This window comes from Idiomarina aquatica, assembly GCF_004362895.1.
Classification (GTDB): domain Bacteria; phylum Pseudomonadota; class Gammaproteobacteria; order Enterobacterales; family Alteromonadaceae; genus Idiomarina.
Window position 1 is genome coordinate 1 of sequence record NZ_SNXI01000029.1, and the last position, 22,105, is coordinate 22,105.

Sequence of the window (22,105 nt, forward strand, 5' to 3'; positions counted from 1 at the left end):
CATTACCGGTCTCAACGAACAACAGCAGATTGTGTTACAGGTGCTCGGAAAACGGTATCTGGAGATTTATTCCTGATGTCGGTGCGGAAAGTCGGATCATAGCTTCAGCCGATGTATTAAAAAGGTTTATTAATGAGTGTTCGACAACACTGGTTTAAGTTACAAGAGTTTTTATTGCGCTTTGCAGCATCAGGATTGTTTCCCGCGCGTTGGATATACAATGTGCCGGCACAACCTGCGCTAGAGCAGCCAACAGGTAGACCCGATACCATAGAAATTGTTAGTCATTGCTGGAACTACTCGCACCTGCTGCGTTATCAGCTGCAGTCGCTGATCGATAACGCGCCCTCCGATTTACAGATAACCCACACCGTTTTTTATTCTGACCAAGATAAAGAAACCGTGGCGTTACTACGCAGCGTTGAATCGGGGTCGTCGGAAACAATCGAGTGGAACTTTATTGCGCTGCCAACAGAAGACCTTTTACGCCGAGCGATAGGTCGGAATATGGCGGCTAAAAACACACGCGCTGACTGGATTTGGTTCACCGATTGCGACCTTATCTTTGGAGCTGAAACTTTCAGTTCGTTAAAAGAAGCATTGACGGGGCAAGACAGTATTTTGGTTTTTCCCGGCACCGTTAGTCGCACCTCGCTGCTGAGTCAGCAAGACGAAATGCTGCACGGCGATAAATTTTCGGCCGAAGACTGCCTCAACCGTGACTGCGTAAAGCAACATACTTTCGAAAAAGCCACCGGGCCAGTACAAATCGTCCGCGGTGACATTGCACGGGAATACGGTTACTGCGAACAACTTGACTGTTATCAGCAGCCAAAAGAACGATGGGTAAAAACCTACGAAGATCGCACATTTCGTTGGCTTCTGGGTACCCACGGCCAAGCGGTCGAAGTTGATGATGTCGGTATTATTCGTCATGTGGAGAAGGGCCGTTACAATAAATCGTCTTCACTATCCAAATTGCGAAAAGCTAACCGCCGTCTAAAAGATAAATTGCTGGCGCGTTAATCAAATGCTCACTGCGACATAAATTGTCGCAGACTCAGGTAAAATGGATGTTAACCTGATAAAAAGACGTATGTAATAAGCGTAAAGAACAAGGAGTCGTCTGCGTGAGAGAGTTAACCCCTGGTTTTATCGTAGCCCACGGGCACCGTCTGGAAGATCTGACGGAAGTTGCTGTTAAGTTCACGCAAAATTATCCGCTGGCGCCGCTGGAGCAGGAAACGGTGCTGGTACAGAGCAATGGTATTGCGCAGTGGCTTAAAATTAACTTAGCGCAAGCCAGCGGCATTGCTGCTATGGTCGATGTGACCTTGCCCGCGCGCTTTCAGTGGCAGGCCTATCGTGCCGTACTGGGTGATGACATACCCAAAACCTCTCCGTTTGATAAAGAGCGGCTGACCTGGCGTTTAATGCGCTTATTACCCGATCTTATTGCCGAAAACCCGCACTTTGCGCCGCTGAAGCACTACACTTCAGACGACAACGATGGGCGCAAGCTCTATCAGCTCAGTGGACGTTTAGCCGATTTGTTTGATCAATACGCGGTGTATCGCGCTGACTGGCTCGACAGCTGGGTTAAAGGCCATGACGTTTTGGAAAACAATGAGCCGCTTGAAGCGGAGCAATTGTGGCAGCCGGAACTTTGGCGTGCTGTCAGTAATGATATTGGGATAGACGACTACTGGAACAACCGTGCTGAGCTGCACCAGCGTTTTATTGATACTGCGAAAAGCTTGTCGCAACGTCCTTCCGGAATACCTCCTCGCGTGGTTGTTTTTGGTATCTCGTCACTGCCGCAACAAATGTTGCAAGTGCTGGATGCCATAAAGGGCTACACGCAGATTTTGTTATGTGTGCACAACCCGTCGCAGTTTCATTGGGCCGACATTGTTGATGGTAAAGAAGCGCTGCGCGAGGCGGTAAAAGCCTCTTCCCGTTTAAAACACAAACCGGAACTGCCGGATGAACCCGATGATGATGAACTGCATCAGCTCGCGCACCCGCTGCTGGCGTCCTGGGGCAAGCAAGGTCGAGACTATATTCGTCTGCTCGATTTATACGACGAAACGCTCGCCAAACAGGAAGCCTTTAATACAGTAAAACTTGAGCTGTTTGAGCCTCACGACACCGATCACTTACTGTCTCAGCTACAGGATGATATTTTAAACTTGCGGCCGGTTCAGGAAACGCGAGAGCACTGGTCGACACCGGCCAAAACGGACAAGTCGTTGCAGTTTCATGTCTGCCATAGTCCTCAGCGAGAGCTCGAAGTACTGCATGACCAGCTATTGAACGCGTTCGCTCGCGATCCGGAGTTAAAACCGCGCGATGTGATGGTCATGCTGCCCGATGTGAACACCTACGCGCCCTATATCGACGCCGTCTTTGGGCGTTATCATCACCGCGACTGCGAGCGTGACCCGCGTGCCATTCCTTATACCATTGCAGATCAGGGGGAGCGTCATCAGCGACCGTTAATGATAGCGCTGGAATTGTTGTTGCAGGCGGATCAGCTGCGCTTTACCCAAACCGATTTGTTCAATTTATTGTCGGTGCCCGCTGTACAGCAGCGCTTCGACGTTCATGACGACGACCTACCGCAGTTGAAACGCTGGGTCAGAGAGGCCGGTGCGCGATGGGGCCTGAACAGTCAACAGCGTGAACAGTTTTACATGCCTCCGGCGGAGGAAAGAAACAGCTGGTGGTTTGCGCTTAAACGCATGATTGCAGGCTATGCCATTGGCGAGCTTGAAGCAGACCATTCGTCCCCCTGGGCTGAAATTGAGCCCTATCCGGAAGTATCGGGTCTGAGTGCTGCTCTCGTTGGTTGTCTGGCGGATGTAGTACGCGCGCTCGAGGCATGGTGGCAGCGTACCCAAACTGCGCAGCCATTGACGGACTGGGTGCTGCATGGCGAGTGGCTGTTACAGCAATTCTTTGAGACCGACGACGATAGTGATCACTTACTGTTAGCCAAGCTTAGTGACGAGCTGTACCAGTTACGGGATATTGGTGTTGAAGCCGACAATGAGTCATTGTTGCGGTTACCGATATTTAAAGATGCGTGGCTCGAACGCGTTGACCAGCAAAACCTTAACCAGCGGTTTTTAGCCGGTGCAGTGAACTTCGCCACGCTCATGCCCATGCGTGCCATTCCTTTTAAATACGTCTGTGTGTTGGGAATGAACGAAAGTGACTATCCGCGCTCGGTACCTCGGGTGGACTTTGACTTAATGACAGACCGTTACCGCCCGGGCGATCGCTCCCGCCGCGACGATGACCGTTATCTGTTTTTGGAAGCGATGCTGTCGGCGCGGGACTGCTTTTATCTGAGCTGGGTCGGGTACAGCGCTAAAGATAACAGTGAGCGCACACCGTCGGTATTAGTCGCACAGCTGCGCGACCACCTTCAGCAAGGCTGGGGTGTTGACGCTAAAAACCTGACTGTAGAACATAAGCTGCAACCCTTTAACACGGCTTATTTTAGCCAGGAACAGTCAAAGTATTTCACTTACGCCAGTGAGTGGGCGCTGGCGCATGGAGGTGGTGCTAAAAACAACCACTCAACAGCGTCTCAGCATAGACCGGAAAGTGTCGAACGCACCCTCAGCATTAACGACATAAAACGTTTTATCGAAGAGCCCGCGCGGCTTTATTTTAACTGGCATCTCGATACCTATTTCGGCAGCGAAAGCGAAGACCTGGATGACAGTGAAGCCTTCGTTATGGATAACCTGCAAAGCTGGACGCTAATTACGCGTTTGGTCGAATGTGGTAAACGTGCCTTGTTGCAAGGAGGAGGCACGGAAGCGGCTTTGTTAAAAGAGCTGAACCGCATCAACCGCGAGGGCGCCTTGGGTATTGGCGCTATCGCCGAGCAAAATGGACTGGAGTTGCTTGAACAAGCCGACAAAATACTGGGCTCTTATCAGCAGGGTATTACCGGTTACAGCCAGTTTAACGAGTTCCCCATTGAAGTGGGCTTCGAGCATAACGGCCTGATTATCGACGACACCATTACCGGCTTACACACCAATGAGCAGGGCGAGCGGCTGTGGGTGGTAACTTCAGCGAGTAAAATCGCAAAAAATACTAAAAAGGGCGGTGTTGAAGACGGTGGCTGGAAACATATCAGTGCGTATTACATCGGCTTAATGCTGTTGAATTTGCAGCAACCCACCCGTTTACTCATAGTTTCCAAAGGGGGTTGTCAGTTGCCGGTCGCCGCTATACCGGCAGAGCTGGCGCTGCAACAACTTGAGCAACTGCTTGAGCTGGTGGCATTGTCTGTGCAGCAACCACAACCCATGCACCTGGATATTGCCTTAACCTGGCTAAACACCTTGGATAAAAACGACAATGATGAAACGCTGGCACACGAGTCAGCCCAGCAGAAATACGAAGAAGGCGGCTTTAATGCACCGGCCATAGTTACAAAAAGTGATTACTGCGGCCGGGTTGCCGACACTTACGAGGCCATTATGATGTCGACTCATTTCCGCCGATTTATTAATGAACTCTACGATCCGCTGCGTTTAACCATGGTGCCGGAGGATAAGTCATGAGCCAATCGACGACGCATATTCTGGAGAACCCGCTCGACTTTCCGCTGAACAGCAGCCGCTTGATTGAAGCGAGCGCCGGTACCGGTAAAACCTACACCATTGCAGCACTTTATGTGCGTTTGGTCATTGGTCACGGCACGCAGGAAACAGCGTTTGAGCGCGCGCTTGTACCCAAGAATATTCTGGTAATGACCTTTACTAAAGCCGCGACAGAAGAGCTGAGTGATCGCATTCGCGCACGCTTAGCGGAAGCTGCGGCGTATTTTCGTGACCCGGTCTCAGTCGAAAGTGACCCGTTTTTAGCGAACTTACGTGACGACTGCGTTGCTAAAGAACAGAACTTAAAACACTTAGCGCGATTACTGGATTTAGCGTCGCAGTCGATGGACGAAGCGGCGGTTAAGACCATCCATGGTTGGTGTCAGTCGATGCTAAAAGAGCACGCTTTCGCCAGCGGCAGCTTGTTTAGTCAGGACGTCGAGACCGATAATGAAGAGCTGCGTTTGCAGGCAGCCGAGGATTATTTCCGCCGCTTTATCTACCCGGCCGATGCCGAATTGAGTGAAAAATTGCTGGAAGACTTTACCTCGCCTGAAGCCTTGTTAGGTTTGACCTACAGCTTAAGCAAAAGCGGGCAGGCACCGGTTGAGGGTGACTTGCAAAGCTTATTAATCGGTGCAGAAAGCGGACATAAGCAACGAATAGCCGCGATAAAGCAAGAAGTTGCGCCTATTTTCAACGAATTGATTGATCAGACATCGCAAGCCAAAGGCACTGCCACCAAACTTAAGCAATTTCAGAAATTTGCCGACTGGTGCGCGGATGCTGAGTTGGTTGAGCCGGACGCCACGGCAGCAAACTGGAAAAATATCAGCGCAGATGAGTTACAAAAGTTTGCTGAGGCCAAACTGGGCGGCATGCCGGACAGTTGGAACGTATTAGGTCAGTTGCAGGAGCGCCTAAAACAAAGCAAAGTCCAGCAAACGCAAGAACTGGCAAAGGTAAAACAACACGCTGCATTTTGGGTGAATAAACGCTTTGCTGAACTGCAAAACCAGCGTGCAGAAATGGGGCATGACGACATGCTCACGCGCTTACGCGATGCGTTAAAAGGCCCTGGCGGCGAAGCGCTGGCGGCGGCTATTCGTAAGCAATATCCTATAGCCATGGTGGACGAGTTTCAGGACACCGACCCCGTGCAGTATGAGATATTCAACCGCATTTATAATCTGGCAGAGCCGCACACAGGCACTGGCATTTTCCTAATTGGCGACCCGAAGCAGGCCATATACAGCTTCCGAAATGCCGATATTTATACCTATTTAAAAGCACGTCGAGACACCGAAGGTCGGCACTATAATCTGGCGAAAAACTTCCGCTCGTCGCAGGCAATGGTGGACAGCGTAAATACGCTGTTTGAGCGCGCGGAAGAGCTACCGCGCGGCGCCTTTTTGTTTAAAGCCGAAGACGACAACCAACTGCCTTTTAACCGTGTAGCTGCTAACGGGCTAAAACGAACCTTTAAACACTGCTTGTTATCCAGCAATGTAAAAACCGCTCCGGCGCTTCTGTGGTCGGTATCGAGTGAAGAGAAGCGCAATAAAGATACCGTGTTCAGGGCAGCGGCGAACCACCATGCCAACCTAATAGCGTCGTTACTGAATGACCCGCAAGCCGGTTATTACAACGCAGACGATGAGCTGGAGCAGCGCGTGAAAACTAGCGACATTGCGGTGCTGGTGAACAACTTCAGCGAAGCCAATGCCATTAAAAAAGCACTGAGTGATCGTGGCCTAAAAAGTGTTTATTTGTCAGACCGAGAGTCGGTATTTGCGCAGCGTGTCGCTAAAGACTTACTGGCACTGGTTAGCGCTTGTGCGGAGCCACGTGACCCTTCACTTATTCGCAGCGCCCTTGCAACGAGGCTGTTAGGACTGCCGTTTGCTGAACTGGAGCATATTCACAGTAACGAACAAGCGTGGGAAGCGCGTGTCGAGCAGTTTTTAAATTATCACGACCAGTGGTTGCGCCAGGGCGTGTTGGCTATGTTGCACAATGTGTTGCACGACCATCAGGTACCAGCGACGTTGCTGGAAGACCGTATTCATGGCGAACGACAGCTGTCAGACGTGCTTCATATTGCCGAATTACTGCAACAACAAAGTCTGGTTTTAGACGGTATTCCGGCGTTAGTGAACCATTTCGCCGAGCAGGTGAATGAACGCCACGGCTTTGGTAGCAACAGCCGCACGCAAAGTGACGAGCAGCAGCTACGCCTGGAAAGTGACGATGAACTGATAAAAATTATCACTATCCATAAGTCCAAAGGTTTGCAGTACCCGCTGGTGTTCATGCCCTTTGTGGCTTATACCCAGTCGGAGACCCACCGCATAAAGCCACCAGCGGTTTATCACGATGAAAATGGCGAGCTGCAAGTGCTCTGGTCCAAAGACGACGACAACAAACAGCGTTTAAGCGACGAAATTCTCGCAGAAGATTTACGCAAAATGTACGTCGCAGTGACCCGTGCACAGTACGCCACCTTCATTGCGCTGGAGGCCATGAGCGAGCATCGTAATAATCCGTTGTTTTACTTGTTGAACGGCGGTGAGGCGTTGTCTGACGAGCTTTACAAGGTCGTTAATGAGCGCTGGCAGCAGAGCGCGCATACTCAGGTTACGCGCCTGGAAGATGATGAGCCGCTGGTTCGTGCGCTAGAGCAGGAGCAGCAAACGCCTAAGTTGACGCCTAAAACGATGCCGGCTGGCCGAAAACTCGAACGTTGGTGGGTGGCTAGTTATAGCGCGCTCAAGTATGAGGGCGCGGTCATGAAAAGCGCACAGGCACCGCAGTCGCCCGACGAAATGAACCTGCTGGATGAGCGAGAAGACGAGGACGAGCAAGTTGCCAGTGCGGCAGAGCCGAGCGCGGACAGCATTCACCATTTACCCAAAGGCGCCGGACCGGGCACCTTTTTGCATAACTTACTGGAAGAGTCGGCGAATCGGGGCTTTGAGGTAATCGCTCACGGTGCCTCCGAGCGCACTGAGCTCGTACAGCGCTTTTGTGTCAGCCCTTTGTGGCAGGAGCATGAGCAGAGCATTGCACAATGGCTGAATGCGTACCTACAAACTGAGTTTGCGCTGAACGCTAACGGCGACAAAATTAGCCTGAGCCAGTTGCAGCAGTACAAAGCCGAACCCGAGTTTTGGTTTGGCGCTAGTGGTGTTAACGCACAAACATTGGATAGCCTGTTACAACAACACACATTACCCGGTTACGAGCGCCCTGCGCTGGAACCTAACTTACTTAATGGCATGTTAAAGGGCTTTATCGACTTGGTCTTTGAGCATAAGGGTAAATACTACGTTGCGGACTACAAGTCGAACTGGCTGGGTGAGGACGACCACGCATACAGCGAGGAGGCCATGCGCGAGAAAATACTGCACAGCCGTTATGACCTGCAATACGTTATTTATACGCTGGCATTGCACCGCCTGCTAAAAGCTCGGCTGGGCGATGAATACGATTACGACACCCACGTTGGCGGCGCAGTTTATCTCTTTTTACGCGGGCACAGAGCCGAAACTGGCGGCGCATTTTGTGACAGACCACCGAAAGAGCTGATAGAGCAGCTGGACAGCCTATTCGCCGGAGAAAGCGTCAAAGACAAGGAGTCAGTATGAGCAATGTAACTACCCACACCCTGTTCGAAGCTCTGAGTCAGTGGCGGGATGCTGGCTGGATACGCTCTATTGATTTGGCGTTTGTCGAGTTTTTACAGCAAGCGGGAGAGCGCAGCGATGCGGTGTTACTCGCCGCCTGCTGTGTGTCGCATCAAGCCGGGCGTGGGCATACGCAAGTTGATCTAAAGGCTTTGATGGATGCCCCGGAAACGCTGCTGAACTTGCCACCGGAGAACCGTCATGCCGCGGACTGCGCCTTACCAAGTGAGCTTTTTAAGCAATACGGATTAGACCTGAACGACGCACTGGCAGCCAGTCAATGCGTCGATCTGAATGGCCATGGAACCGAGCCGTTGGTGCTCAGCGAACACACCTTGTATTTACGCCGCTATTGGCAGTACGAAACCTTTATTGAGCAAAGTGTTCAGGCGCGCATGCAAGACCGGCCGGTTATTAACGACGAGCTACTAAAGAGTACGCTGGCTAAGCTGTTTGCGCCGACCGAAAATGGCGATATTAACTGGCAGCGTGTCGCTTGTGCCAATACCGTGCGGAATCGGTTTAGTGTCATTACGGGGGGGCCTGGTACCGGTAAAACCTATACCGTAGTGCGCTTGTTGACGGCATTGCAGCATCAGGCGTTAACGCTCGGTTTGCCGCCGCTGCGGGTTTCACTGGCGGCACCGACCGGCAAAGCTGCAGCGCGCCTGACTGAGTCTATTGAAAATGAGCTGGAGCAATTGGTTCAGAATGACAAACTATCCAGTCTGAAGGACGCATTACTTTCGATTCAGCCCGAAGGGAAAACGCTGCATCGACTATTGGGTGTGAAACCCAATTCCCGCGCCTTTAAACACAATGCAGAAAACCCGTTGCGAACGGATGTAGTTATTGTCGACGAAGCCTCAATGATAGACATAGAAATGATGACTGCATTGCTGAAAGCAACACCGAAACACGCGCGGTTGGTACTCATTGGCGACAAAGACCAACTGGCATCGGTCGAGGCCGGTGCCGTGCTCGGTAACTTATGCGCCGGCGCCGACGAAGGGCATTATCACAGCGAGACCGCTAAGTGGCTTCAAAACATTGCTGACACACCAACATTTCCGTCAGAGCTTATCGATGACAAGGGTGAGCAGCGCCTGCAACACGTAGTCAAATTCCGCAAAAGTTATCGCTTTAAAGGCCCTATTGCCGACCTGGCCAACGCCATTAACCGTCAGGATGATGCCGCCACACAACAGGAAATTGAAAAGGCCAAAGCCGCCGAAGAAGACTACCCGGTTAACCTGTACGAAGTCAGCAGCTTAGACGACCCAGCCTTCGAAGCTCTTATCAGGGGTAGCCTGACGTTACACGTCAGGAACAATGCCGATACAACTACCGATGCCAACAACATCAACGAAATCGCCCACGAAGCCCTGCAAAACCTAAGCAACTTCCAAATCCTAACCGCCCTGCGCGAAGGACCCTGGGGCATGAAAGCCGTTAATCAAAAAGTCGGCGACATACTCGGCGTAAACGCCAATACCTGGTATGAAGGTCGCCCCGTCATGGTCACTAAAAACGACTACGGACTAAAGCTTAATAACGGCGACATTGGCATCGCTCTAAAAGACCCGGAACACGGACACCTGCGCGTCGCCTTCCCGGACCAAGAGCATGGCGTACGCTGGATACTCCCCAGCCGTCTCACTCATATAGAAACCGTGTACGCCATGACCGTGCACAAATCCCAAGGCTCCGAGTTCAAACACACCGTCATGATACTGCCCGAACACGACAGCCCGGTAATGAGCAAAGAGCTTCTGTACACCGGCATTACGCGGGCTAAAGAGCGGTTGAGTTTGGTGGGTAATAAACTGTTCAGTCAGGGAGGTAAGCGTGTCTAACTTGCACAGAGGCCTCTATGATTTGCTGCAAACCTCAGCAGTTCAACAAGAGCTTTCAACGCAGGATGAAAATCTCGTTGCTGATCTAGAAAACCTAAGTGTTGAAAGTAGTCATGAACGATTAGTGGACGCGTTAACCGAGCAGTTATCTCAGTTACTAGCAGCTGTCGGTGAGGGTGAACGGCTTTCAGATAACGATAAGCTTTTGGCTCAAGTCGACTTATTGAATAATTTACTCAAGCACGCTCGACAGCAGCTAAAAGAGAATACAGCAGAAGCACTTATCGACGAAATCGCTGCACCACCACGAGTGTTACGCTCGATTTATCGCCAAGGCGAGCAGCCCGACTTGCCTCAAATTGGCTTATCGCAGCCGTGGCTATTTACTGCGGGTAAAGACTCGCCTGCGTTACTCAACGAATTAATTTCAGAGCTCTCTAGCTGCGATCACGTCGATATTTTAGTGAGTTTTATCACGGTTTCTGGTGTTCGGAAAATTCACGACGTGCTTAAGCAAATTACCGCAGCCGATGCTGAAGGCCATAGTAAAACATCCATTCGAGTGCTGACGACAACCTACATTGGCGCAACAGAGAAAAATGCGTTGGATATGCTAGCCCGACTCCCGAATTGTGAGGTGCGCGTATCATTAGATGGGCGTCGAACGAGACTGCACGCAAAAGCTTGGATGTTTGAGCGAAAAACTGGGTTCGGCAGCGCTTATGTTGGTAGTGCGAATTTATCGGGTGCCGCTTTAATGGGAGGCTTAGAGTGGACGGTTAAGTTCACCGAACACGGGCAACAAAACCTGTATGCACGTGCCAAAGCACATTTTGAAACGCTGTGGGAAGACGGTGAGTTCCAGCCGTATGATCCGAACGACAGTCAACATGTCGCGGCATTGAGAGGTGCGCTAAGCAGGGAATCTGGCGGGAAAGCTTTACCTGAGCATGTCACCACAACCTTCTTCGATATAACACCCAAACCGTTTCAGGCGGACATTCTTGAACAGCTAGATAATGAGCGTGCCCACGGACGCTTTAAAAATCTACTGGTAGCGGCAACGGGAACCGGGAAAACCGTTATGGCAGCCTTTGATTACCGACGTATTTGTGAGCGGGAAAAAGGACAGCCGCGACTACTTTTTATCGCACATCGCGAAGAAATTTTAAGTCAGTCGCTGAATACATATCGACAGATTCTAAAAGACGCAAACTTTGGCGACTTGCTGACAGGGCGTCACGAACCGAAGCAATATGATCATGTGTTTGCGACGGTGCAAAGTGTTCGTTCGCAAAAGTTGTTAGAGCGTTACCCGGCAAATCACTGGCAAGTTGTGGTGGTTGATGAATGCCACCACATAGCGGCGCAAAGTTTTGATGAGGTTGTTTCACGTGCAGAGCCTAAATATTTTTTGGGTCTGACGGCCACACCTGAACGAGCAGATAATAAAAATATTCTAGCCTATTTTGATGCTCGTCCCGATGGTTCGCCATCGGTGCAAATGCGGCTATGGAATGCGCTTGATCAGCAGCTACTTGCACCATTTGAATACTATGCGTGTGACGACGGCCAGGATTACCGGAAAGTTAATTGGAAAAATGGCGATGGCCGGAGCGACCTTCATGACATTCTCTCTGCGAATGATGCTCGTGCACGTAACGTGGTGAGGGCTTGGGATGAAGTCGTTAACAATATAAAAGAATCTCGCGCACTGGCTTTCTGTGTCGACGTTGATCACGCACGTTTTATGACCAAAAAGTTTAACGAAGCGAACATTCCAGCGGCATTGATTTATGGGGAAAGCTCACGTGAGGAACGGGTGTCTCTGCCGAGAAAATTAGCGAATAAAGAAATTAACGTGCTAGTTACGGTCGACCTATACAACGAAGGTGTTGATTTGCCTTTTGTCGACACACTGTTGCTATTAAGACCAACGCAAAGCGTCACGCTGTTTCAGCAACAAATTGGTCGAGGTCTGCGCCTACATCCAGAAAAGGAAAGTTGTTTAGTACTCGATTTTATCGGCCAACATCGTGCAGGTTTTCGTTTTGATGTGCTGTACAGTGCAATAACAGGATTAACCCGTAAAGAAGTTTACGACGGTGTGAATAATGGTTTTGGCAAGTTACCGAGTGGTTGCTACTTGCAGCTTCAAAAGGAAGCCCGCGAGTCGATACTGGGAAGTCTACAACAGGCGATCAATCAACGCTGGGATCAATTGCGCAATGAGTTGAATCACTTCGCTCGAATAAAAGGTAACAATAACGTCTCGTTGTCAGAGTTTATTAGTGAACAGCAGCTGGAACTGACGGATGTTTACCGTGGAAATGGTAATAACACCGGCTGGACCAATTTAAAGCGTGCAGCTCAGTTGATTGCTGGTGATGCGACGGAACAGGAAACCTACCTAAGCAAGCGCTTTATGAGCCTACTGCATATTGATGATTCTGATTATCTGCAACTCATTCAAAAAGCGACAAGTGGAGATTTAAGTGACGCTTGGACGATTAGTGATAAGCAATATGCGCAAATGTTGGCTTATCAAATTGATCACCAGAATGAGCGCGTGGGTAGCGGTGTTGAGTTTATTGAAGCCTTGAAGCAGGAACCTGAAGCACTCACTGAGCTCAATGAACTTGCGCGTTTATTAGATGCTAAAACAAACTATGTTTTTGAGCCTTTGCCTGGGCTCGAAGATACACCTTTGAAACTTCACGCGTCTTATCAAATACGTGAAATTTTGACCGCAGTTGGTTTTTTGAATGAGCAGGAACGTCGAGTATTTCGAGAGGGCGTACTCCGTTTTCAAGATAAGAAGCTTGAGTTATTGTTCGTGACGCTGGATAAAGCTGACGCAGTGCACGAAGGTGTTGCCTACAATGACTACGCGATCAGTCGAGAGAAGTTCCATTGGCAGTCACAGAATACGGCTTCTCCAAATACGCCTACCGGACGTCGCTATATAGAGAGCAACACCAATGGTTGGCAGTTCCAGCTTTTTGTTAGAGAAAACAAGCAATCAGCCTATAAAGCCTGCGGGCCAGTGACTTTTATTAGCAGCCATGGTGAACGGCCTATGAATGTGACTTGGAAGCTCGAGAACAAATTACCAACTAGGCTTTATCAGTCGTTTAATATTTTGAGGTAAGTCAGCCTCGGGGGAGCGAACTAAGCTTTTTGATAAGAGCTATCATGAGGTTTCAGGCGCTTAACGTTTTTAGCCTCTTGTTCATAGGCTTTGTGTCTAACATCCCATAGTTCAACGGCGTGCTGAATGTTTAACCAAAACTCGGGTGTATTACCGAACGCGGCTGCTAGTTTAATTGCCATCGGAGCGGTCAGAACTCCTTTGTCATGGGCTATTCGGCTAAGCGTATTACGGTGAACGCCCATTGCTTCTGCCAGTTCGCGAATACTAACGTTCATCGGCTCGAGGAACTCTGTGACGAGCATCTGCCCAACCGTTATTGGGCGGCGTTGTGTCGTTCTCATTGGTACTGACTCCTTTTAGCTTAAAGCCAATATAGCATTTTTGCACAATCATATTGTGCAAAAAGTCCAGGAGTTAGCTAAACCCGCCGCAGTACATCCAGTATCCCCTGTTCTCGGGCTTTTTGATCGGCGGGCACGTTAAAGTATTCGTTAGCCTTTACTCGTTCTTCCCAAACTTTTACAAAGTCCATTGGCTCGCTGGGGTCGACTTGTTGTGACTCGGGAGTATGGGTTTTATAGAGGTGTGTTTTCACGAACTGAAAGCTCATTCGGCTGCGCTGTTCCCATGATATTACGCCTGCTTCGTGGAGGTCTTTTGCCAACAAACTCATGTCATCGGGGGAGATAGCCCGAGGGTCATATTTATTGGCGATTTCCGTGGGAATGCCATTGCTGGTAACGGAGGGCTGACTCGAATTACCTTCCTCAGCCTGACGGCGCATGGCTTCTTCAAACAATTGATCACGGGCTTTCATCAGGCTTTCAAGCTTATCTTTTTCGTCTTTGGTCAGGCTCGACTTACTCTCCAGCTCTTCAATTTTCTGATCTATTTCTTCAAGTTGTTCGGTGTCGACACCCATGCGGTTAAGCACCAAGCTGCGGTAGGCTTTATCGATAAAGGTTTCATCATTGTCTGGTGTCGCTTGTTTCGCCTCGGGCGCTGGCGGTTGCTCGGCCTGACGGGTTTGTTGTGACGAACCTGCCTGGCTCGTTGCTGTGCTAAGTAATGTGCTGACGTTCATATCCCCTCCTAGTCCGTTAGCGGCAAAAACCGGCAATAACTTGCCTAAATTATCGGGTGTTGGACTGCTATGAGTTAACCCAGCAAGGGATGTGCCAGTTAGTATTGCAGTAGGCGCGTATATCTATGTAAGCGAATTGCAGCCTTGAGCCTGATACCTTCTTTTATCCCTCATAATAAAGCTTAAATATGATGCGAGTTGTCGTTTGACAACCTTGATGTGTTGGTTTATTTTTATTTGTGTTGGGGGAGCAATGAGTAGGCCGAGACACCCTAAAAAGGAAATTGAAATAGCGCTACGTTACGCAGAGAAGAACGGATGGCGGGTTGAGCACAGAGGAAAAGGGCACTGTTGGGGCCAAATGATGTGTAAACAAAATAGCTCAATGTGTCGGTGTGGTGAGTTCTGCATTACATCTATCAACAGCACACCGAGAAATGAAATGCCTCATGCTAAACAGCTGAAACGAGTCGTGAACAACTGCATTTATTCAGGAGGTAACGACAATGAATGATTACGATTTCACCTTAAAATTTGTCGTGTCTGCCACTATCTCTTCTGACGAAATTACCGACAGTCTATATGGTGGCGCTTGCGACGATGCGATTATAGGAGTGGGTGTACCAGGACGACTGGCGCTCAACTTTATGCGTGAAGCAGCTTCCGCAAAAGAAGCTATAAAAAGTGCAATTTCCGATGTGCAAAAGTCACTTCCTCAAGCGGTTTTGGTTGAGATAGGGCCGGATTTAGTTGGACTGTCCGATGCCGGCGAGCAACTTAAGATGAGTCGCCAGTATCTGCGCAAAGTTCGCGACAAAGAATTAGCCAAATTTCCCCTGCCAATGCATGAAGGTAATCCGTCTTTGTGGCATTTGTATCATTTGCTGGAGTATTTTAAGCAGGAAAAGCGCAAGGCTATTTCGGAAAACGACATGGAAGTGGCAAAAGCGGCTATGTTACTAAACTATGAACACCAAAAGCAGCGGGTTTACTAATCTTTCACTGGGCAAACGAGTGAAAATTTGTTTTGCTGTGAGGTAGTTATTTTCAACGTATTGCCACTATGAATAAAACCATGCTTCAACGACGCTCAGGTGAAAACAAACCGTTTAATGCCGCGACGCCGGACAGTGATGCGCAGCGTGACCGCGCGCGAATCATACACTCTTCGGCGTTTCGCAGGTTGCAGTCGAAAACCCAGGTGCTGGGTGTGGGCGACAATGACTTTTATCGTACGCGGCTGACCCACTCGATGGAGGTTGCTCAGATTGGCTCAGGTATTTGTGAGCATTTAAAGCGAACTTATGCTGATAATGACGACATTTCGCAGCAGATACCGTCGTTTTTTCAAATAGAGGCGACCTGTCTGGCTCATGATTTAGGGCATCCGCCGTTCGGTCATGGTGGCGAGGTTGCGCTGAACTATCACATGCTGGGTCACGGCGGCTTTGAGGGTAACGGACAGACGTTACGCATTTTAAGCAAGTTGGGCGAGTATTCTGAACAGCATGGTCTGGACGTAACCCGCCGCACCTTGTTGGGTGTTTTGAAGTATCCAGTGTTGCACAGCGAAGTACAACAAGCGGGTTTAACTACTGACACTCCGCTAAACGCATTTAAACCGCCTAAGTCGATTCATGATGACGAAGAAGACGTTCTACATTGGATTTTAGAAGAGTTTTCGCAGCACGATCGCGACAAATTCCGCACCGTATTAGAAACAGACGGCAAGCGACGCTCGCAATTCAAAGCCTTCGATACTTCGATTATGGAACTAGCCGACGACATTTCTTACGGCGTGCATGATTTAGAGGATGCGCTGGCGCTGGGCTTAGTAACAGAACGTCAGTGGCGCGAAGACGTGTTACAAAAGGCGCACGATGACAGTCTTCTGATAACCGAGGCGGAATTTTATAACGACAAACTCTTCTCGCCGGATAGCCGTGACCGCAAGCATGCTATTAGTAAGTTGATTGGTTACCTGGTGCGGCAGATATCCGTTGAGCGGCAGCAGCAGTTTGAACACCCGCAACTGGACTTACAGGCAGCACTCCCTGCAGAAGCGGAGCACACGCTAGACCTACTAAAAAGCTTTGTCTTCAAGCATGTGATTCGTAGCGCCGAGGTTAAAGCCATGGAGTTCAAAGGCCAGCGAATTATTATGGCGCTGTTTGAGGCATTAGCTGATGCGCCGGAACGACTACTACAACCGTCAACATTGCAAAAGTACCACCAAGCCAGCAATCCAAAACGCGTGATCTGTGACTATATATCGGGCATGACAGATCATTATGCGCGTAAGCAATACAGCCAATTATTTGGTACCGGGGTATAACGGCAATGACTATTTATTGGATGCTGCTTTTAGCTTGGGGCGCCGGCTTGATGGCGTTACTTGGCGGCGTCATTGCTCATGTTGAAGGTTCTGCGAATACTACCGGCAAGCGCGAGTTCGTGCATGGTATTACGGCTTTTGGTGGCGGTATTTTAATGGCTGCTGTGGCGTTTGCGCTGGTGCCTGAGGGCATGAAAGAACTAAACGAATGGCAGCTCGCATTAATGTTCGCAGCAGGCGGGGTGAGTTTTGCGATTGTTGATGCGTTCCTTGCTAAACATGGCGGCAATATCGCCCAATTTATGGCGATGTTGTTGGATTTTTTACCCGAGGCAATATCGTTAGGTGCGCTATTCGCCGCGAGCCCCAATACCGCCATTTTGCTGGCGGTTTTTATTGCCGCTCAGAACCTGCCCGAGGGCTTCAACGCGTATCGCGAATTACGCTTTGCACAGTTAAAAGCAAAAACAGCGTTGATTGGGCTATTGGGCGTGTCATTATTTGGGCCGCTAGCTGCGTTGCTTGGCTATTTTTGGCTACGTGATGCGCCAGAGATTACCGCGACTATCATGAGCTTTGCGGCCGGCGGCATTCTCTATTTAGTATTTCAGGATATCGCGCCTCAGGCGCGGATGCGACGCCACTGGACTCCCTCGCTGGGCGCTGTTCTGGGCTTTATTGTAGGGATGCTAAGTAAGCAGTTATTGGGATAAGCAGGAGGTAAAACCGTGATTAATCCACATCTTCTACGTTGCGTTGCGCTGGCGGAAGAGGCGCTTGCAGCCGGCGATGCGCCGTTTGGCTCGGTGTTGGTCGATGAAAACGGTAATGTGCTAAAAGAAGACCGAAATCGCGTGAACAGTGTGGATAAAACCTACCATCCCGAGATTGAGCTGGCGCGTTGGGCGGCTAAAAACCTGACACCAGAGCAGCGCCGAAATACCACGATGTATACCTCCGGTGAGCACTGCCCTATGTGCTCTGCTGCCCATGGTTGGGCGGAGCTAGGTAAAGTAATTTATATTCATTCGACTGAACAGCTGACCCAGTGGCATAAGGAATTTGGTTTAGGAGAGTCTCGTGTGAGTCAGCTTCCGATTCAAACAATTGCACCTGCTGTTCAAGTGGAAGGGCCTATCGACGACTTAGCGCCGAAAATGTATGAACTGCACAACGCTTATATAACAACCGAGAAAAGTTAACGGTAAGTTGGGCTTGGTTCGTTCACTGAAATTTGCCCGTTGCGGCCGACTCATCAAATTGCTATAACTGCGCGCAAACTTATTAGCCCGAAAATCTTATGAAGCAGTCGTCAGATACCGTTGTTATGGTGCGTCCGCACCACTTTACGTCGAACCCGGAAACATTAGCTGATAACACCTTTCAGTCGGTGTCGCAGGCAAATGATGTGGCGCAAAAAGCTTATGACGAAGTGACTGAGGCGGCCAATACGCTGCGGCAGCAAGGCGTCACGGTGCATTTGTTTGAGGATGAAACGATTCACACGCCGGATTCGGTATTCCCAAATAATTGGTTTACTACTCATGCGTCGGGTGAATTGGTGCTATACCCGATGTTTAGTAATAACCGTCGCAAAGAGCGGCGCGCGGATATTATTGAGTTTCTGCAAGGCCACTATAACTACTCAACCACGCTAGATCTCTCTGGTTTAGAGCAAAAAGAACAGTTTTTAGAGGGAACGGGGGCGATTGTCTTCAACCATCAGGCTAAATTGGCTTATGCGGCGCGTTCTAAAAGAATGCACGAAGCCGCGCTTAATTCGCTGTGCGAACGACTGGGTTACGAGCCTGTGGTTTTTGATGCCAGTAACAGTGCCGGCACCCCGGTTTACCACACCAATGTCATCATGGCCGTGGGTACCGAATTTGTTATGGTGGGACTTGATATGATTGAGGAAAAAGCACGGCAACGCGTTATTACTGCGATTCAGCACAGCGGTAAAGCGTTAATTGAGCTGAGTGAAACACAGATCGCGCAGTTTGCCGGTAATACGCTGGAATTAGATACCAAAAACGGCAAGTTATTAGCGTTATCAACCACAGCTTTCGAGGCGCTGACCGAAGAACAAAAAATCCATTTAGCGCAGTGGGTTAAGTTAGTGCCAATGTCAGTTCCCACCATAGAATTAGGCGGTGGCTCCATTCGCTGCATGCTGGCGCAGGTGTTTAAACCAACATAAACCGGTTTTATAAAATTAATTTAAAATATTATTTGACTTTATATTTATAAGGCGTATTGTGGGCGGCGTTGGATAAGAAACAGATAGTTAAACACTCCTCTACGTCACATTATTAGAAGTAATCGTCTCGTCCTGTAGTTTTAAGTTTCACATTTTTTACCCCGCACGATCATCGGCATCGAGGTTGTCTCGGTCCGGTACTTTTATAGTTTTAAAAATTTCAGGATATGATTATGTCTAATACAGTAAACGGTGTTGTTAAGTGGTTTAACGAAGCAAAAGGTTTTGGTTTTATCGAGCAACAAGGTGGCGCAGACGTATTTGCTCACTTTAGCGCGATTGTTAGTGACGGTTTCAAAACCTTAACTGAAGGCCAACGCGTTTCTTTCTCAGTGACCCAAGGCCCGAAAGGCCCTCAAGCTGAGAACATTCAAGCGCTGTAATCCTTGCGATTAACGCCCTTGGAGTCGCTTTAAGCGAACGAAATTATGAAGAGCAGCCTACGGGCTGCTTTTTTTGTGCCTGAATTTTGGCAAAAAAGTCCGTAAACTGGTGTCTGCATTTAATTAATCAGCCCAGAGAGTGTTGCGTGATAGAGCCTGTTACCAATTTGATTTGTCCGCTTGACCAACAGCCGTTGCAACGGCATGACATGAGCTGGCGCTGTAATAGCGGCCATAGTTATGACATTGCCAAACAGGGATATGTGAATCTGTTGCCGGTGCAAAAAAAGCGTTCCAAAGATCCGGGTGATAGTAAGGCGATGATACAAGCGCGGCGACGTTTTTTATCGCAAGGTTTTTACCAACCGCTAGCCGAGCAAGTGGCGGCTCTGACATTGGCCGATGACGCGTCATCGTTGTTAGATGCCGGCTGTGGTGAGGGTTACTATCTGCAACAGTTGATTCAGGCAGCCGAACGGCAAGGTCAGTCACTACAAGTGGCGGGCTTGGATATTTCTAAATGGGCGGTGCAGGCGGCTGCAAAGCAGGACAAGCGGGCAACCTGGATGGTGGCCTCTAATAGCGCCATGCCGTTGGCGGACAATAGTGTCGATACGCTTCTGTGCTTGTTTGGCTTTCCCGCAGAAGCTGAATTTGAGCGGGTGTTAAAGCCCGGCGGACGCCTTATTATGGTGGACCCTGCATCAAACCACCTGAATGAGCTCAAACAAATTATTTACCCCGAAGTAAAAGCTAAACCCGAGCAATTACCAGTTAATGACAGCCGGTGGTCACTGACCCAAGAGCAACGTATCAGCTATACCGTGACGTTACCCGATAACGACACCATTCGCGACTTATTAGTCATGACTCCCCACCTTTACCGAAGCAGCCAAGCGGGACGAGAGCGGGCTGAAGGGCTAACAACGTTAGACGTTACAGTCGATGTATGGTTGCGGAGTTTCTGTAATCGGTAGTAAAGTTAAGCCAACTTAAGCAAGTTGGTGGTTAAGCATAGAAACATATTCTTGGAGGCTTGGAATGAGTACTTTGAAGGTTGAGAGCCATCCTGTTGCAATTGATGTATGCGTGACTGAGTCGAACTTAAGCGTTGACCTAGCAGACGGCAGAAAAATTTCTGTCCCTATCGTTTGGTTTCCGAGGCTTCAAAAAGCGAGTAAATACGATCGGGAAAAATGGCAGCTTTTGGGTGATGGGCAAGGTATCCATTGGCCAACTCTTGATGAAGATATATGTGTTTCAGGGTTATTAAATCCTTGATAAGTATCGAATTAATCTCATCCATCACCGCTATTTCGCGAGATGACTGGGACAACCTGTTTGGTCGTAACTACCCTTTTACCCGCTATGATTTTTTACTGGCATTAGAGCAAGGCGGAAGCCTGGGGCCGCAGCGTGGCTGGGTACCGCAGTATGCGGTTGCGCGCGACACCGATAACGTGATCGTTGCAGCTATGCCATGGTTCAAAAAAACGCACTCTTATGGCGAGTATTTCTTTGACTGGGTATTTGCCGAGGCTTACGAACGCTATGGTTTTCAGTACTATCCTAAGTTAATTAATGCGATTCCTTTTACTCCCTGCTCGGGGCCACGCATTGGGCTGGCAGACGATTACCGCGCTAGCGACGTCGTGCCGTTAATCGAAGCCGAACTGACTAAACAACACGATGTCAGCAACCTACAGTGCCTGTACGTGACGCCCGAATTAAGCAAAACGTTAGCCAATGACGGCTGGTGGCAGCGATTTGATATTCAGTTTTTATGGCAGAACCGTGATTACCGTAGTTTCGATGACTTTTTAGCGGTTCTGGTGTCGCGCAAACGCAAAAGTATTCGTAAAGAGCGGCGTCAGGTAACTGAACAAGGCGTTACCATGAAGGCGCTGGCTGGCGACGAGCTGGACGAGGTATTTTGGCAGCAGTTCACCCGTTTTTACCAGCGAACCTATTTAAAGCGCTCGGGTCATGGTGGTTATTTAACGCCGGAAACGCTCAATCTATGGGGTAAGCACCTGGCTGATAATATTGTCGTTTTTGCCGCTTATCGGGAACAGCAGCTAGTCGCGGCGTCGTTATGCTTTAAAAGCAAGGATACCTTATACGGACGCTACTGGGGTTGTATTGAAGAGCTTGAATTCCTGCACTTTGAAGCCTGTTATTACCAGGGAATTGAGTACTGCATAGTGCATGGGCTTACCTATTTTGATGCCGGAGCACAAGGTGAGCATAAACTCCACCGTGGCTTTGAACCGGTGCTGCGAGAAGGTTTTTACCGCTTTATGCCATCACCGCTCAATGAGGCCGTAGAGCAGTTCTGTGGCCAGGAACGAGCGGCCATACAAGAGCATATCAGTACATTAGCGGGTGTGGTTCCTTTTAAGAATAAGGCCTAGTAAAGCGGCCAGAACCAGGTAATTAACACCATTGCTACGGCACAGACCAACACCGATAACGGCAGTCCTAATTTCCAATAGTCGCCGAAGCGATACCCACCCGGACCCATCAGCACCGCCGCAGCGGCATTGTTGACGATATTCGATAACAGTGACTACTCACCGCCTTATCAGGCGATGCTTCTTATTTCGTTAGCCGTTGCTCGATAATATCGAGACTTACGCAGCTTCCATAAGCAGAAACGACTGTCCAGCCGCCTTTAATTCCAGAGCACCTTTATCACGGATATTGAGTGCGGCATTTA

Annotated in this window: 16 protein-coding genes; 14 read left to right on the top strand and 2 right to left on the bottom strand. The window is 49.4% G+C overall.

Going from position 1 to position 22,105, the window contains the following annotated elements:
* Positions 1-132: 132 nt before the first annotated feature.
* The 5 genes from DEU29_RS13130 (at position 133) to DEU29_RS13150 (ending at position 13,321) form a co-directional block, all read left to right on the top strand.
* The gene (locus tag DEU29_RS13130; RefSeq protein ID WP_133540782.1) at positions 133-1,026 is read left to right on the top strand and encodes a glycosyltransferase family A protein; all 894 of its coding nucleotides are present in this window, start codon (positions 133-135) and stop codon (positions 1,024-1,026) included.
* 104 nt (positions 1,027-1,130) lie between these two features.
* On the top strand, positions 1,131-4,589 hold the full coding sequence (recC, locus tag DEU29_RS13135) for an exodeoxyribonuclease V subunit gamma (protein WP_133540783.1): 3,459 nt from the start codon (positions 1,131-1,133) through the stop codon (positions 4,587-4,589).
* Positions 4,586-8,275 (top strand): exodeoxyribonuclease V subunit beta, encoded by a 3,690-nt coding sequence (gene recB, locus DEU29_RS13140; RefSeq protein ID WP_133540784.1) that lies wholly within the window; start codon positions 4,586-4,588, stop codon positions 8,273-8,275. The genes recC and recB overlap by 4 nt, the downstream gene beginning before the upstream one ends.
* Complete coding sequence (gene recD, locus DEU29_RS13145; protein ID WP_133540785.1) at positions 8,272-10,170, top strand: exodeoxyribonuclease V subunit alpha; 1,899 nt, start codon at positions 8,272-8,274, stop codon at positions 10,168-10,170. The genes recB and recD overlap by 4 nt, the downstream gene beginning before the upstream one ends.
* Entirely contained in the window at positions 10,163-13,321 is a 3,159-nt protein-coding gene (locus tag DEU29_RS13150) for a DUF3427 domain-containing protein (protein WP_133540786.1), read from the top strand. Before recD ends, DEU29_RS13150 begins: the two co-directional genes overlap by 8 nt.
* A gap of 20 nt (positions 13,322-13,341) precedes the next feature.
* Here the strand turns inward: DEU29_RS13150 and DEU29_RS13155 are convergent, their stop codons facing one another.
* Positions 13,342-13,665 carry a HigA family addiction module antitoxin gene (locus DEU29_RS13155; protein WP_129497482.1) on the bottom strand — a complete coding sequence of 108 codons (324 nt, stop codon included), beginning with the start codon at positions 13,663-13,665 and terminating at the stop codon, positions 13,342-13,344.
* 77 nt (positions 13,666-13,742) lie between these two features.
* Positions 13,743-14,408: a hypothetical protein gene (locus DEU29_RS13160; RefSeq protein WP_133540787.1), complete on the bottom strand. Its 666-nt coding sequence runs from the start codon at positions 14,406-14,408 to the stop codon at positions 13,743-13,745.
* Between the two features lie 506 nt (positions 14,409-14,914).
* On the opposite strand from DEU29_RS13160, the gene DEU29_RS13170 reads away from it, so the two are divergent.
* The 9 genes from DEU29_RS13170 (at position 14,915) to DEU29_RS13210 (ending at position 21,800) form a co-directional block, all read left to right on the top strand.
* On the top strand, positions 14,915-15,403 hold the full coding sequence (locus DEU29_RS13170; RefSeq protein WP_133540789.1) for a DNA-binding protein: 489 nt from the start codon (positions 14,915-14,917) through the stop codon (positions 15,401-15,403).
* A 68-nt stretch (positions 15,404-15,471) separates the two neighbouring features.
* Positions 15,472-16,743, top strand: coding sequence for an anti-phage deoxyguanosine triphosphatase (locus DEU29_RS13175; RefSeq protein ID WP_208107648.1), 1,272 nt, complete (start codon positions 15,472-15,474; stop codon positions 16,741-16,743).
* A gap of 5 nt (positions 16,744-16,748) precedes the next feature.
* Positions 16,749-17,456 (top strand): ZIP family metal transporter, encoded by a 708-nt coding sequence (locus tag DEU29_RS13180; protein ID WP_133540790.1) that lies wholly within the window; start codon positions 16,749-16,751, stop codon positions 17,454-17,456.
* A 15-nt stretch (positions 17,457-17,471) separates the two neighbouring features.
* On the top strand, positions 17,472-17,945 hold the full coding sequence (locus DEU29_RS13185; RefSeq protein ID WP_208107649.1) for a nucleoside deaminase: 474 nt from the start codon (positions 17,472-17,474) through the stop codon (positions 17,943-17,945).
* Positions 17,946-18,043: 98 nt separating this feature from the next.
* The gene (gene ctlX / locus DEU29_RS13190) at positions 18,044-18,943 is read left to right on the top strand and encodes a citrulline utilization hydrolase CtlX (RefSeq protein ID WP_243734610.1); all 900 of its coding nucleotides are present in this window, start codon (positions 18,044-18,046) and stop codon (positions 18,941-18,943) included.
* Between the two features lie 233 nt (positions 18,944-19,176).
* On the top strand, positions 19,177-19,386 hold the full coding sequence (locus DEU29_RS13195) for a cold-shock protein (RefSeq protein WP_133540791.1): 210 nt from the start codon (positions 19,177-19,179) through the stop codon (positions 19,384-19,386).
* Positions 19,387-19,532: 146 nt separating this feature from the next.
* The gene (locus DEU29_RS13200) at positions 19,533-20,363 is read left to right on the top strand and encodes a putative RNA methyltransferase (protein ID WP_243734611.1); all 831 of its coding nucleotides are present in this window, start codon (positions 19,533-19,535) and stop codon (positions 20,361-20,363) included.
* A gap of 64 nt (positions 20,364-20,427) precedes the next feature.
* Positions 20,428-20,667 (top strand): DUF2442 domain-containing protein, encoded by a 240-nt coding sequence (locus tag DEU29_RS13205; RefSeq protein ID WP_133540792.1) that lies wholly within the window; start codon positions 20,428-20,430, stop codon positions 20,665-20,667.
* Positions 20,664-21,800 carry a GNAT family N-acetyltransferase gene (locus tag DEU29_RS13210; RefSeq protein WP_243734612.1) on the top strand — a complete coding sequence of 379 codons (1,137 nt, stop codon included), beginning with the start codon at positions 20,664-20,666 and terminating at the stop codon, positions 21,798-21,800. Before DEU29_RS13205 ends, DEU29_RS13210 begins: the two co-directional genes overlap by 4 nt.
* Positions 21,801-22,105: the final 305 nt, after the last annotated feature.

Coding starts and splice junctions, on each gene's coding strand:
- DEU29_RS13130 (WP_133540782.1), top strand. CDS start 133: ATGAGTGTTCGACAACACTGGTTTAAGTTACAAGAGTTTTTATTGCGC.
- recB (WP_133540784.1), top strand. CDS start 4,586: ATGAGCCAATCGACGACGCATATTCTGGAGAACCCGCTCGACTTTCCG.
- recD (WP_133540785.1), top strand. CDS start 8,272: ATGAGCAATGTAACTACCCACACCCTGTTCGAAGCTCTGAGTCAGTGG.
- DEU29_RS13155 (WP_129497482.1), bottom strand. CDS start 13,665: ATGAGAACGACACAACGCCGCCCAATAACGGTTGGGCAGATGCTCGTC.
- DEU29_RS13160 (WP_133540787.1), bottom strand. CDS start 14,408: ATGAACGTCAGCACATTACTTAGCACAGCAACGAGCCAGGCAGGTTCG.
- DEU29_RS13170 (WP_133540789.1), top strand. CDS start 14,915: ATGAATGATTACGATTTCACCTTAAAATTTGTCGTGTCTGCCACTATC.
- DEU29_RS13175 (WP_208107648.1), top strand. CDS start 15,472: ATGAATAAAACCATGCTTCAACGACGCTCAGGTGAAAACAAACCGTTT.
- DEU29_RS13180 (WP_133540790.1), top strand. CDS start 16,749: ATGACTATTTATTGGATGCTGCTTTTAGCTTGGGGCGCCGGCTTGATG.
- ctlX (WP_243734610.1), top strand. CDS start 18,044: ATGAAGCAGTCGTCAGATACCGTTGTTATGGTGCGTCCGCACCACTTT.
- DEU29_RS13195 (WP_133540791.1), top strand. CDS start 19,177: ATGTCTAATACAGTAAACGGTGTTGTTAAGTGGTTTAACGAAGCAAAA.
- DEU29_RS13205 (WP_133540792.1), top strand. CDS start 20,428: ATGAGTACTTTGAAGGTTGAGAGCCATCCTGTTGCAATTGATGTATGC.